Source organism: Aquitalea sp. USM4 (genome assembly GCF_004328945.1).
Classification (GTDB): Bacteria; Pseudomonadota; Gammaproteobacteria; order Burkholderiales; family Chromobacteriaceae; genus Aquitalea; species Aquitalea pelogenes.
In genome coordinates this window covers 794412-806763 of sequence record NZ_CP029539.1, presented here as the reverse complement: position 1 = coordinate 806763, position 12352 = coordinate 794412, and the positions used below count along the sequence as shown (strand labels likewise).

The following is a 12352-nucleotide window of genomic DNA, read 5'->3' as shown; positions in this document are numbered from 1 at the left end:
AAAGGCTGTTACCGCGTTGTGAGCCGGGCAATGGCTGCCAGCAGATAGGGTGGTTCGAAGGGTTTGATGATCCAGGCACTGATGCCTTGTTGCTGGCCGCGCAGTTGCAAGTGGCGGGCATCCTGTGTGGTCAGCATGATGACGGGGGTGCTGGCATACAGCGGGTGCTGGCGAATGTGCTCCAGCAAGCCCAGGCCATCGAGTACCGGCATGTTGAGATCGGACAGGATCAGGTCGATCTGACGGCCATCCAGCATGTCCAAAGCTTGTTTGCCGTCGGCCGCCTGCAACACGGTGTGGCCAGCGCCTTCCAGTGTCATTTTCACCACCAGGCGCAGGCTGAGGGAATCGTCGACGATCAGGATGGTTTTGCTCATGGCCTCCCTCTTACCCGGTTCAACAGCCGCTGTACGCCAATGGTTGCTGCTGCGGCTTGTTCATTCATGCCTGCATGCCTGACGGCCGCGCATGAACTTGTTATTTTTTCTTTCTAGTTGCTTGCCCGATTGAATGCAAACCGCAAAGCGGTCTGCAGTTGCAGGCGGATGACTGCCAGCGGAGGATGCCTGGTCGGTCGCAGGCCAAAAAAAACCGGCCACACGGGCCGGTTGCAGCTGTCAGGCAGTATTGCCGGGAAATAACAGCGGGTTCAGCCCGCTGCGGGCAAAGCCCTGTTCCTCCAGCGCGGCATCCAGCGCCAGGCTGGCCAGGTCGTCGGCCACCACTTCGGCCTGCTGGTCCTTGTCCAGCGACAGGATTTTCAGATAGCTGCCGCAATCGCCGCAGGACTCGCCGCGCACGGCAGTATGCGCGTCCTGCAGCGACCAGTAGCCGATGTCGCGGGTGGCTTCGCAGTTGCTGCACTTTGCCCGCACCAGATGCCACTCGCTTTCGCACAGGCTGCAATGCAGATAGCGCAGGCCGGCTTCATTGCCCTGACGCACCATGCTCGCCACCGGCGCGCTGGCGCATACCGGACACAGATGACGCGCGTCGCCCGGTTCGGCCACAGCGGCGATTTGCAGCTGGCTGGCCAGCTGGCTGAAGTACACCGACAAGGCCGCCCAGATGAAGGGTGCCTGCGCACTATCCACCGCTGCCAGATCCCCCGACAACAGCTTCTGTGCTGCCGCTTCCAGCTGTGTCGGAGCGCTGTCGAGAAGTCCGTTCAGCACACCGGCCAGCAGCGGACTGGCACCTTCCGCCAGCTGTGCACACAGGGCTGGCAGCAGCTGTTGCCACTGACTGTCGCGTTGCCAGGCCATGGCCCCCAGAGGGGGCAGGCCGTGCTCGGCGCAGTGCCGGAAGTAATCCTCCCGCACCGGCAGCAACACCGGCTGGCTGTGTACCAGCTGGTGTTGTGCCTGGGCAATGCGGCTGGCCAGTTGCAGGTAATCGGCCATCACATGCCCCGCTGCCAGTTGCTGCAGCCGCTCGGCACGCTGACGATACAGCGTTGCAGGCTGCGGCAGCAGCAGCGGGGTGATGTCAAGGCTGGCTGCCTGACGTTCGGCCAATTGCTCGGCCGGAACAATGCGGATGCTCATGGCTTGTGCTTGTCTCCAGTCATTTCACGGTACCAGCGCGGATGGTGCTTCTTGGCCCAGGCATGGGTGACCACGCCTTCCACCATGGCGCGGATGGTGCCGCGCACCCAGATGGCGGCGTACACATGCACCACGATGCCGGCAATCAGCGCCAGTGCGCTCCAGGCATGCAACAGCAGGGCAATGCGCACCACATCAATGGGGAAGGAGTAGGCAAAGTAGGGCCGCCAGATGACGACACCGGTGCAAATCAGCACCAGCAGGCAGCCCGTCATCAGCCAGAACATGCCTTTCTGACCACCGTTGTACTTGCCGGTATCGCCCACCTCATGCCCGGCCAGCACCGACTTCACCGATTTCATCCACTTGATGTCTTCCTTGTCGATGAAATTGTGATGCCAGTAACGGAAGAACTGGCGGGCAAAGCCGACAAACATCAGCACCCCGACAAAGGGGTGGATGATGCGTGCCAGCTGCGGCGTGCCGAACACCCCGGTGAGCCAGAAGAAGGCCGGGTAGAAAAAGGCCAGGCCGGAGATGGCCAGCAGCACGAAACACACCGCCACGATCCAGTGGTTGATGCGTTCCGCCGCGCTGTAGCGCTTGATCAGCTTTTCCTTGCTCATGCCTTGTCCTCCTCTTCGTCATCTTCGGCCTTGTTGGGGCCGACGCCGATGTAGTGGAAGAAGCCGAACAGCACCGAAGCGGCCAGGCCGATGGTGGACAGCGGCTTGAGAATGCCCTTCCACAGGCTGACCACCGGGCTGATCTGCGGATCCTTCTTCAGCCCGTGGTACAGCTCGGGCTGATCGGCATGGTGCAGCACGTACATCACATGGGTGCCGCCCACGCCTTGCGGATCGTACAGACCGGCATTGGCGTAGCCACGGGTTTTCAGCTCGTCCACCCGCACCTGTGCGTATTCCTTCATGTCCTCCTTGCTGCCAAAGCGGATGGCGCCGGTGGGACAGGTTTTCACACAGGCCGGCTCTTGCCCCACGCTCACCCGGTCGGAACACAAGGTGCACTTGTAGGCCTTGTTGTCCTTCTGGTTGATGCGCGGCACATTGAACGGACAGCCGGCAATGCAATAGCCGCAGCCAATGCAGTGCTCGGACTGGAAGTCCACGATGCCGTTGGCGTACTGGATGATGGCACCGGGCGAAGGACAGGCTTTCAGGCAGCCGGGGTCGGCGCAGTGCATGCAGCCGTCCTTGCGGATCAGCCATTCCAGCTTGCCGTTCTGCTCGGTTTCGCTGTAACGCATCACCGTCCAGCTTTCGGCTGTCAGGTCAGCCGGGTTGTCGTACACCCCGACATTGCTGCCGATTTCGTCGCGCAGGTCATTCCACTCCGAACAGGCCACCTGACAGGCCTTGCAGCCAATGCAGGTGGACACGTCGATCAGCTTGGCCACCTCCGCCTTGTGCTCGCGCGCAATCGGCGGCTGGGTGGGGCTGGCGGAGCGGCGCAGGATATCTTGCGATTGCAGTGACATGGTCGCTCCTTAAGCTTTCTCAACGTTGACGAGGAAGGACTTGAACTCCGGCGTCTGGGTATTGGCATCCCCGACAAACGGCGTCAGCGTGTTGGCGATAAAGCCTTTCTTGGCCACGCCCTCAAAGCCCCAGTGAATCGGCACGCCAATATGGTGTACCAGCTGGCCATTCACCTTCAGTGCCTTGATGCGCTTGGTCACCACCGCCTTGGCCTTGATATAGCCGCGCCGGGACGACACTTTCACCATGTCGCCGTGGGCAATGCCTTTTTCCCTGGCCAGTTCTTCGCCGATTTCCACAAACTGTTCCGGCTGCATGATGGCGTTCAGCCGCGCATGCTTGGTCCAGTAGTGGAAGTGCTCGGTCAGGCGGTAGGTGGTGGCCGCATAAGGGAACTGCTGATGCTGACCCAGTTCGGCCTTGTCGTCCTTGAACAGGCGGGCGGCCGGGTTGGAGATCACCTTGGGATGCAGCGGGTTGGTGCCCAGCGGTGTTTCGAACGGCTCGTAATGCTCCGGGAACGGCCCTTCGGCCATCTTGTCCAGCGCAAACAGGCGTCCCAGCCCTTCGGCCTGCATGATGAAGGGGCCCATGGCGCTGCCCGGCGGTTCGTCGGCCTTGAAGTCCGGCACGTCCACCCCCACCCACTTCTCGCCGTTCCACTTGATCAGCGTGCGTTTCTTGTCCCATGGCGTGCCATCGGGTTTGCAGGAGGCGCGGTTGTACAGGATGCGGCGGTTGGCCGGCCACGCCCAGGCCCAGCCCAGGGTGTTGCCAAGGCCGGACGGGTCGCTGTTGTCGCGCCGTGCCATCTGGTTGCCGGCCTGGGTCCAGCTGCCGGCAAAAATCCAGCACCCGGACGCGGTGCTGCCATCGGCTTGCAGCAGGGCAAAACCGGGCAATAGTTCGCCCTTCTTCGCCAGGAACTGGCCGGGGTTTTTCGGGTCCGGCAGATCAGCCAGCGCCTTGCCGTTCAGCTCCTTGGCCAATTCTTCCGGCTTGGGCTCGTGCGGGTCGCCATACGCCCAGGACAGGCTGTTGATGGCATCCGGGAACTTGCCGCCATCCTTGGCATACATGGCTTTGAGCTTGAGGAAGATACCGGCCAGGATTTGCGGGTCGGTCATGGCTTCGCCTGGGCCTTCCGCGCCTTTCCAGTGCCATTGCAGCCAGCGGCCGGAATTGACGATGGAGCCGTCTTCCTCGGCAAAACAGGTGGTGGGCAGGCGGAATACTTCGGTCTTGATGTCCGCTGTCTTCACATCGTTCTGCTCACCGTGGTTCTGCCAGAAGGTGGAGGTTTCCGTCACCAGCGGGTCCATGATCACCAGGAACTTCAGTCGCGACAGCGAAGCCACGATCTTGTTCTTGTTGGGGAAGGACGCCACCGGGTTGAAACCCTGGCAGAAGTAGCCATTCACCTTGCCCTGGTGCATCAGCTCGAAGTACTGCAGCACGTCGTAGCCCTTGTCCCACTTGGGCAGCCAGTCATAACCCCAGTTGTTGTCCGCCGTGGCCTTGTCGCCCCACATCGCCTTCATGAAGGAGATGAAGAACTTGGGGTAGTTCTGCCAGTAGTTCATCTGGCCGTCGGCCAGCGGCTTGCTGGTGTACTTGGCCAGATAGCTGTCCAGCGTCGGCTCTTTTTCCGATGGCATGGTCATGTAGCCCGGCAGGCTGGTGGACAGCAGGCCCAGGTCGGTCAGACCCTGGATATTGGAATGCCCGCGCAGCGCATTGATGCCGCCACCGGCCATGCCCATATTGCCCAGCAACAGCTGGATCATCGCCATGGTGCGGATGTTCTGCGCGCCAATCGAATGCTGGGTCCAGCCCAGGGCATACAGGAAGGAGGTGGTCTTGTCCGGTACGCTGGTTTCAGCCAGATGCTCGCAAATGGCTTGGAAGGCTTCCTTGGGCGTGCCACAGATATTGGCCACCACATCGGCGGTATAGCGCGACACATGCTGTTTGAGCAGGTTGATCACGCAACGCGGGTCACTCAGCGTGTCGTCGCGTTTGGCCATGCCCTTCTCATCCAGCTGGTAGGCCCAGGTGGATTTGTCGTACTTGCGTTTTTCCGCGTCGTAGCCGCTGAACAGGCCGTCTTCAAACTTGAAGTCCGGGTGTACCAGCAGTGCCGCATTGGTATAGGCGAGCGTGTATTCCTTGTTGTATTTGCCGGTTTCCAGCAAATAGCGGATCACGCCGGACAACAGGGTAATGTCCGTGCCGGTACGGATGGGCGCGTAGAAGTCTGCCACCGAGGCAGTACGGGTAAAGCGCGGGTCGATGACCAGCAGCTTGGCCTTGTTGCGGGTCTTGGCCTCAATGGCCCAGCGGAAGCCAACCGGGTGTGCTTCGGCGGCATTGCCACCCATCACCACGATCAGATTGGCGTTCTTGATGTCGACCCAATGGTTTGTCATGGCACCGCGACCAAATGTTGGGGCAAGACTTGCCACCGTTGGTCCGTGTCATACACGCGCCTGATTGTCGACAGCCAGCATGCCCAGGCTGCGAGTGAATTTGTGGGTCAGCCAGCCAGCTTCATTGCTGGAGGCAGAAGCCGCCAGAAAACCGGTGGACAGCCAGCGATTTACCGTCACGCCATCGGCGTTCTTTTCGGTGAAGTTGGCATCGCGGTCCTGCTTGATGTGTTTGGCGATGCGTGCAAATGCTTCATCCCAGCTGATGCGCTTCCATTCATTGCTGCCTGCTTCGCGCACTTCCGGGTGCTTCAGGCGGTTGGGGCTGTGGATGAAATCCACCAGGCCAGCGCCTTTGGGGCAGAGCGCTCCACGGTTGACCGGATGATCCGGGTCGCCTTCGATATGGAAAATTTCGGACTTGGCGTTCTTGGCGCCATCGCCCAGGCCGTACATGAGAATGCCACAGCCTACCGAGCAGTAAGGACAGGTATTGCGCGTTTCACTGGCGCGCAGCAGCTTGTAGCTGCGCACATCAGCCATTGCCGTTGCCGGCAGCAGCCCCAGGGTTGCAATGGTCGAACCTGTCATACCCCCGGCACACAGTTTGAAAAACTGTCGCCGATTGACCTGCATGAAGGGACTCCTTGTTGAACAAGAATGAAATGATGGGCTCCGGGATGTCATCCGGCCAGTCCAGCCCCATGGTACTCACGACAATAAGGACTGGCCTGACCCATCAGACGGTTGTAGCCTTAACGCATTATCGTCAGCAAAATGCTTAAGCTCAAATAGCCGATGTCAATTCAACTATTGAAAATCTCAATCAGATGAGCACAGAACCCGATTCGTCGTTTCCGCTGCATCAGCATGTCCAGCGTTGGCAATGGCGGGATGACAAGGCATTGCAGGCAAGTGAGGACGTATTGGCCTGCGAAGTGCCGGCGGCGCTGGTCTACAACGGGCTGGCCCATGTGGTGATGATGCTCAGCCCGCAGCAGCTGGAGCAGTTTGCCCGTGGTTTCACCCTGGCCGAAGGTATTGCCCGCACGGTGGCTGATATCTTCGACATCGAAGTGCGTGAAGCGGCCAGCGGGATTGAAATTCATGTCGAGCTGGCCAGCGCCTGCTTTGCCGCACTCAAGGAAAGGCGCCGTCAACTGGCCGGGCGCACCGGTTGTGGTCTGTGTGGGGTGGAGCAACTGGCCGAAGTATTCCGCCCGCTGCCAGCCCTGCCGCACAGCGTGCGCCTGGCCTTGCCGGCCTTGAATCAGGCGCTGGAAAGCCTGCCGGTGCAGCAGGTGTTGTCGCAGGCTACCGGCTGCGCGCATGCGGCAGCCTGGCTGACGCTGGATGGACAGTTATTGCAAGTGTGCGAGGACGTGGGGAGGCACGTGGCGCTGGACAAGCTGATTGGCTGCCGTGCGCTAGGCAACTGGGGCGCGGGTGTGGCGCTGGTGACCAGCCGTGCCAGTTATGAAATGGTGCAGAAGTCGGCAGCTGCCGGGATTGAAATCCTGGTGGCGGTGGCAGCCCCCACCGCGCTGGCCGTACAAATGGCCGAGCAATACGGGCTTACCTTGCTGGGTTTTGCCCGCCCAGGCCGGGTGAATGTGTACACCCACCCGCAGCGCCTGTTGACCGAAGCTGTCTGAGCGGCCGCAGCCCTTGGGCTGAAGCGCTGCAAGTGATGTTCCGGCTGTATTCATTCCCAATAATCCGGCCGGGCAGAGGACTGCTTTTGTTGCATTGCGCAAAGGCGGATGGGCATTGTCGAACAATGGCCTTGCTTTTGTGGCAAGGATCGGGTCAGAATCGAAGTCCGACATATCAACCTTTCTATATAAGAAGCAAGCATGGCACTCATCGTACAAAAGTACGGCGGTACCTCGATGGGCTCTCCGGAGCGCATCAAGAACGTGGCCCGCCGTGTCGCCAAATGGAAAGCGCAGGGACATGATGTCGTGGTGGTGGTATCTGCCATGAGTGGCGAAACCAACCGACTGATTGCCCTTGCCAAAGAGATCCAGGCTTATCCGGACCCGCGCGAGCTGGACGTGATCATTTCCACCGGCGAGCAAGTCACCATCGGCCTGTTGGCCATGGCGCTGAAGGAAATCGGCGTCGACGCCAAGAGCTACTGTGGCTGGCAGGTTCGTGTCACCACGGACGACTCCCACACCAAAGCCCGTATTCAATCCATCGACGAAGCCGCCATGCGGACAGACCTCTCTGCCGGTTCGGTAGTGGTGGTGGCCGGCTTCCAGGGTGTGGATGAAAACGGCAACATCACCACGCTGGGCCGTGGTGGTTCCGATACCTCCGCCGTGGCACTGGCTGCCGCACTCAATGCGGATGAATGTCAGATCTACACCGACGTGGATGGTGTCTACACCACCGATCCGCGCGTGGTGCCGGAAGCCCGCCGTCTGAAGACCATTACCTTCGAGGAAATGCTGGAAATGGCTTCCTTGGGTTCCAAGGTATTGCAGATCCGTTCGGTAGAGTTCGCAGGGAAATACAAGGTACGTCTGCGTGTCCTGTCCAGCTTCGAGGATGAAGGGGAAGGCACGCTGATTACGTTCGAGGAAGATGAAAACATGGAAAAGGCCGTCGTTGCAGGCATCGCATTTGACCGTAATGAAGCACGCATCAATGTAAAAGGCGTGCCGGACAAGCCGGGTATCGCTTACCAGATTCTTGGCCCCATCGCCGATGCCAACATCGAAGTCGACATGATCATCCAGAACGTGGGCGAGAACGGTACCACCGACTTCTCCTTCACCGTACCGCGTGGCGAGTTCCACCGCGCCATGGATATCCTGCGCGAAGTGCAAACCCACATTGGCGCTGCCAAGATTGACGCGGACGAGAAGGTTGCCAAGATCTCCATCGTCGGCGTTGGCATGCGTTCGCACTGTGGCGTGGCTTCCACCATGTTCCGCACCCTGGCAGAAGAGGGCATCAACATTCAGATGATCTCCACTTCCGAAATCAAGGTATCGGTACTGGTTGACGAGAAATACCTGGAGCTGGGCGTGCGCGTGTTGCACAAGGTATTCGGCCTGGATCAGCCGGCGTAATTTTTTACGCAAATGCTTGACAGGGGGCGCTGCCTTGCTTAATATGGCGCTCTCTGAACGGAGAAATGGCCGAGTGGTCGAAGGCACTTCCCTGCTAAGGAAGCATACGGGCTTAAACCTGTATCGAGGGTTCGAATCCCTCTTTCTCCGCCAGAATCTGCACCCGTAGCTCAGTTGGATAGAGTATTTGGCTACGAACCAAAGGGTCGGGCGTTCGAATCGCTCCGGGTGCACCAAAGTCCCTATAGTTTAGCGGTTAGAACACCGCCCTTTCACGGCGGTAGCCGGGGTTCGATTCCCCGTGGGGACGCCAGGATTCAAGATCAAGCCCAGTCGCAAGACTGGGCTTTTTCGTTTTTGTCCGGTTTGCTCTTGCAGCGCACATCGCCATGATGAGCCCGGCATCGCCACAAGCAGGCCGTCCACAGCCTGCTTGCCCAATCGTTTCACTGTTTCTCTATTGCCTTGCCATGCAGGCCTGATAGCGCCCATTCACCTTGTCAGCAAACCATTGTGTGGTCAGCTTGCGGCTGATTTTCGGGCTATGCAGGTCGATTTGCGGCATGCGTTCGCGTGCCAGCGGCTTTCCCGCCTGGCGGTCTGCCAGCGCAAAAACCTTGCGATACAGCTCGGTTTGCGCCAGGGCGCTGTTTTTCTCCTGCTGCAAATCCCTTTCAATGGCGCTCTGGCTCATGTCCAAGCGGCTGCGCAAGCTGAGCAAGGCCTGGTATGTGCTACCGCTGGCCTGCTTGCCGGTATAACTGAGCAAATCACCATCCAGCGCCAGCTTGCGTCCGGTCAATTGGCTGATGGCGGCTTGCAGGGCTGCATTGCGGCTGCTGTAGCGCCCGGCATTGAAGTCGGCAAAACGGTAAATCATGTCCTGATACGGTGCCGGGTATTGCAGCAGGATGGCGCTGCCGAAATAAATACCGCCACGGCGGGTAAACACATCATTGCGGATGCTGTTGCCGCTTTGGTACGGGTAGGGCCAGATTTTGACGTGCGCTTCGGCAAACTCCACGCTCACCTGCATCGGACCGCCGGTGCGAATGGGGTTTTTCATATTCATCGGCAAGCCCAGCTTGCTGGCTTCGGCGGACATGTCCTCGAACAGCAGGTTCATTTCCCGTTCGGTACGCAAATTGTCGATGCGTGCCTTGTAGCTTTTGCCATTGGGCGATGTCTTGAGCAGCGCTGCCTTCACTACCGGCAGCGGCACCAGGTATTTGTTGGCGCGTTCACCAATCTTTTCCCAGACAATGGCTGGCAGATTGGGGACTGTCGGGTCCGCCTGCCAGCTGGATTCTTGCTCGATAACGGCAGCCACCGCACAGAAGTTATCGGCACGATACGGTATTTTCAACGCAGTAAAGGCAGTAACGATATCGTTGTTCCAGCCTTGGCGATCGCTGATGCGTGGTGGCAGCAAGCGGTCCAGCAAGGCCCGGCCTTGTGCTTCATTCAGTACCGGTTTGCTGGTGCTGACCGGTGGCTGCGGTGGCTGCGGAACCGGTACGACGGGCGGTGGTGCGCTTGCTGCAGTCGGGGTGGGGCTGCTGACTGCCGGGGTGCTTGCCGGGGCTGGTGTGGTGCTGATCGGTGGCGGTGCGACGGTAGTACATGCACTCAGGCTGCCCAGCAACAGGTAGAGGAGAAGATGACGGCTCATGCGTTTGTTGTTCCTGAATCCCAAGCCGTGATCTTGGCGCATTGTGCGGTTTGGGGCAATCCGGGATAAAACGCGTTGGGGCTGCCCAGGCAGGGCAGCATTATCTACAATGCATGACTCATGCCAGCGAACTGGTCAAATCCGGAGATGCCAATGTTATACCTCTATACCCCGCAGGACATGGCGTGTTATCAGCATGCCTTGCAACAGGCCCTGCCACAGCAGGAGGTGAGGTGTTGGCCGGAAGAGGTGGCTGCCGTGCAGGTAAAATATGCGGTGGTGTGGAACCCGCCAGCCGGTTTTTTCAAGTACATGGTGAATCTGCAGGCCGTGTTTGTGCTGGGAGCAGGGGTAGACCGCATCCTGAAGCGTGACGATCTGGACCCAACAGTACCGATTGTGCGGCTGACTGATGCCGGCATGGCGCAGCAAATGCTGGAGTACGTGTTGTACGGTGTGCTGCATGTACAGCGGCAGATGGGGCAATACCGCCGCCAGCAGACGCTGCGACAGTGGCAAGCGCTTACTGCGCCATCGGCGGGACAAACCCGCATCGGTGTGCTTGGCCTGGGCGAGATTGGTGGCTGGGTGGCGCAGTCGCTGGCCGCCATGGGCTATGCGGTGGCTGGCTGGAGCCGTGCTGGCCGGCAATTGCCGGGCGTGCAGGATTACATCGGCCAGGCTGCGCTGCCGGATTTGCTGGCGCGTAGCGATATCCTGGTGAATCTGCTGCCTGCCACAGTGCAGACGCGTGGCCTGCTTGATGGACGTATGTTGTCGCACTTGCCGTCCGGTGCAGCAATCATCAATGCCGGGCGGGGCGAGCAGGTGGACGAAGCGGCCTTGCTGGGCCTGCTCGATAGCGGGCATCTGCGCTTTGCCATGCTGGATGTGTTCGAGGTGGAGCCACTGGAAAGCGTGCATCCCTTGTGGAGTCACCCCTCGGTGCTGTTGACCCCGCACATTGCTGCCATGACCCTGGTGGAACCTGCGGTGGAGCAGATTGCCGCCAATGTGCAGACCATCATTCAGGGGGGGGTGCCGCAAGGCCTGGTAGAGCGCGAGCGGGGCTATTGAGCGGGGAGCGCGCTTAGCGGGTCGATGGCCTGACCCTGACGGCGCAACTCGAAATGCAGCATGTCGCGATTGCTGCCGGTATGGCCCACGGTGGCAATCTGCTGGCCAGCCTGTACGGTTTGGCCTTCCTTCACCAGCAAGGTCTGGTTGTGGGCATAGGCGGTCAGGTAGTCATTGCCGTGCTTGATGATGAGCAGATTGCCATAGGCACGGATGCCCTTGCCGGCATAGGCCACCGTACCGCTGGCTGCCGCCCGTACCGGGTCGCCCGCCTTGCCGGCAATATCGATGCCCTTGTTGCTGTTGCCGTTGAACTTGCCAAGCAAAGCACCACGAATGGGCCATTGCAGGCTGATGCCAGGTGCAGCAGGGCGAGTGGCAGGGGGTGGTGTGGTTTTGACCGTGGAGGCAGGAGGGGTTGTCTTGGCCGGAGCGGTGCTTGCCGGGCTGACGCGCAACAACTGTCCGGCCGTGATGCTGGACGGGTCTGCCAGCTTGTTCCACGCCACCAGCGCGTTCACGCTTTGATGATGATTGAGCGCAATGCGGTACAAGGTATCCCCGGCGCGTACACGATAATACCCTGCCGGGGCGGGCGAGGTGTCGGGCAGGGTGCTGCAGGCTGCCAGCAGCAGGAAGCACAGGCAAACGAGGTAGCGCATGCCTGGCATTTTAACATTTCCCTGACTGCCTGCATGAGGCAGGCTAGCGCAGCGGGCAGTGGTCTTCTAAGCTGAAAGCCCGGGTGTGGTTCTGCAAGGAGTGTCGCATGGCTGATCAACCGTTTTCACCGCAGAGTTTTCCCTATGCAGTTGAAGTGGAGGCCGGCAAGCATTATTGGTGGTGCGCTTGCGGGCAGAGTGAAAAGCAGCCGTTTTGTGATGGCAGTCATGCCGGCTCCTGTTTCAGTCCGGTCGAGTATGTGGCGGACAAAAGCGGCCTGGTGTACTTCTGTGGCTGCAAGCTGAGCGAAGGTCAGCCCTTGTGCGATGGCTCGCACAGCCAGTTGTCCTGAACCGTTGATACCGTAAAGAAAAACCCCGCC

At 59.9% G+C, this 12352-nt stretch carries 11 protein-coding genes and 3 tRNA genes; 7 read left to right on the top strand and 7 right to left on the bottom strand.

Annotated elements, in window-relative coordinates:
• Positions 1-8 precede the first annotated feature (8 nt).
• The 5 genes from DKK66_RS03760 to fdnG all read right to left on the bottom strand — a co-directional run bounded on the left by DKK66_RS03760 (position 9) and on the right by fdnG (position 6111).
• Positions 9-377 (bottom strand): response regulator, encoded by a 369-nt coding sequence (locus DKK66_RS03760; protein ID WP_131355628.1) that lies wholly within the window; start codon positions 375-377, stop codon positions 9-11.
• Between the two features lie 240 nt (positions 378-617).
• The gene (fdhE, locus tag DKK66_RS03755) at positions 618-1547 is read right to left on the bottom strand and encodes a formate dehydrogenase accessory protein FdhE (RefSeq protein ID WP_131355625.1); all 930 of its coding nucleotides are present in this window, start codon (positions 1545-1547) and stop codon (positions 618-620) included.
• Positions 1544-2173, bottom strand: a complete 630-nt coding sequence (locus tag DKK66_RS03750) for a formate dehydrogenase subunit gamma (protein ID WP_045845510.1) — start codon at positions 2171-2173, stop codon at positions 1544-1546. The genes fdhE and DKK66_RS03750 overlap by 4 nt, the downstream gene beginning before the upstream one ends.
• Positions 2170-3045 carry a formate dehydrogenase subunit beta gene (fdxH, locus tag DKK66_RS03745; protein ID WP_045845511.1) on the bottom strand — a complete coding sequence of 292 codons (876 nt, stop codon included), beginning with the start codon at positions 3043-3045 and terminating at the stop codon, positions 2170-2172. Before fdxH ends, DKK66_RS03750 begins: the two co-directional genes overlap by 4 nt.
• 9 nt (positions 3046-3054) lie before the next feature.
• Positions 3055-6111: a formate dehydrogenase-N subunit alpha gene (gene fdnG / locus DKK66_RS03740; RefSeq protein WP_165494103.1), complete on the bottom strand. Its 3057-nt coding sequence runs from the start codon at positions 6109-6111 to the stop codon at positions 3055-3057.
• A 194-nt stretch (positions 6112-6305) separates the two neighbouring features.
• Between fdnG and fdhD the strand changes: the two genes are divergently transcribed.
• From fdhD to DKK66_RS03705, 5 genes are all read left to right on the top strand, one after another.
• The gene (gene fdhD / locus DKK66_RS03730; RefSeq protein ID WP_131355619.1) at positions 6306-7130 is read left to right on the top strand and encodes a formate dehydrogenase accessory sulfurtransferase FdhD; all 825 of its coding nucleotides are present in this window, start codon (positions 6306-6308) and stop codon (positions 7128-7130) included.
• A 201-nt stretch (positions 7131-7331) separates the two neighbouring features.
• A complete protein-coding gene (locus tag DKK66_RS03725; protein ID WP_045845515.1) occupies positions 7332-8558 on the top strand; it encodes an aspartate kinase in 1227 nt (408 codons plus the stop codon).
• 59 nt (positions 8559-8617) lie between these two features.
• Positions 8618-8711: transfer RNA gene (locus tag DKK66_RS03715), tRNA-Ser, on the top strand.
• Positions 8712-8717: 6 nt separating this feature from the next.
• Positions 8718-8794 (top strand) — tRNA-Arg (locus tag DKK66_RS03710).
• Positions 8795-8796: 2 nt separating this feature from the next.
• Positions 8797-8871 (top strand) — tRNA-Glu (locus DKK66_RS03705).
• A gap of 144 nt (positions 8872-9015) precedes the next feature.
• On the opposite strand, the gene DKK66_RS03700 is transcribed toward DKK66_RS03705, so the two are convergent.
• The gene (locus tag DKK66_RS03700; protein WP_131355616.1) at positions 9016-10230 is read right to left on the bottom strand and encodes a DUF1615 domain-containing protein; all 1215 of its coding nucleotides are present in this window, start codon (positions 10228-10230) and stop codon (positions 9016-9018) included.
• Between the two features lie 153 nt (positions 10231-10383).
• On the opposite strand from DKK66_RS03700, the gene DKK66_RS03695 reads away from it, so the two are divergent.
• Entirely contained in the window at positions 10384-11307 is a 924-nt protein-coding gene (locus tag DKK66_RS03695) for a glyoxylate/hydroxypyruvate reductase A (protein WP_131355612.1), read from the top strand.
• Here DKK66_RS03695 and DKK66_RS03690 read toward each other — a convergent pair.
• A complete protein-coding gene (locus DKK66_RS03690; RefSeq protein ID WP_131355609.1) occupies positions 11301-11969 on the bottom strand; it encodes a peptidoglycan DD-metalloendopeptidase family protein in 669 nt (222 codons plus the stop codon). The genes DKK66_RS03695 and DKK66_RS03690 overlap by 7 nt on opposite strands.
• A 107-nt stretch (positions 11970-12076) precedes the next feature.
• Here DKK66_RS03690 and DKK66_RS03685 point away from each other — a divergent pair, with 107 nt between their 5' ends.
• Complete coding sequence (locus tag DKK66_RS03685; RefSeq protein WP_045845519.1) at positions 12077-12322, top strand: CDGSH iron-sulfur domain-containing protein; 246 nt, start codon at positions 12077-12079, stop codon at positions 12320-12322.
• Positions 12323-12352: the final 30 nt, after the last annotated feature.

What these genes read in the sequence shown, in the direction of transcription:
- DKK66_RS03760 (WP_131355628.1), bottom strand. Translation starts at nt 377, where the DNA reads ATGAGCAAAACCATCCTGATCGTCGACGATTCCCTCAGCCTGCGCCTG.
- fdhE (WP_131355625.1), bottom strand. Translation starts at nt 1,547, where the DNA reads ATGAGCATCCGCATTGTTCCGGCCGAGCAATTGGCCGAACGTCAGGCA.
- DKK66_RS03750 (WP_045845510.1), bottom strand. Translation starts at nt 2,173, where the DNA reads ATGAGCAAGGAAAAGCTGATCAAGCGCTACAGCGCGGCGGAACGCATC.
- fdxH (WP_045845511.1), bottom strand. Translation starts at nt 3,045, where the DNA reads ATGTCACTGCAATCGCAAGATATCCTGCGCCGCTCCGCCAGCCCCACC.
- fdhD (WP_131355619.1), top strand. Translation starts at nt 6,306, where the DNA reads ATGAGCACAGAACCCGATTCGTCGTTTCCGCTGCATCAGCATGTCCAG.
- DKK66_RS03725 (WP_045845515.1), top strand. Translation starts at nt 7,332, where the DNA reads ATGGCACTCATCGTACAAAAGTACGGCGGTACCTCGATGGGCTCTCCG.
- DKK66_RS03700 (WP_131355616.1), bottom strand. Translation starts at nt 10,230, where the DNA reads ATGAGCCGTCATCTTCTCCTCTACCTGTTGCTGGGCAGCCTGAGTGCA.
- DKK66_RS03695 (WP_131355612.1), top strand. Translation starts at nt 10,384, where the DNA reads ATGTTATACCTCTATACCCCGCAGGACATGGCGTGTTATCAGCATGCC.
- DKK66_RS03690 (WP_131355609.1), bottom strand. Translation starts at nt 11,969, where the DNA reads ATGCGCTACCTCGTTTGCCTGTGCTTCCTGCTGCTGGCAGCCTGCAGC.
- DKK66_RS03685 (WP_045845519.1), top strand. Translation starts at nt 12,077, where the DNA reads ATGGCTGATCAACCGTTTTCACCGCAGAGTTTTCCCTATGCAGTTGAA.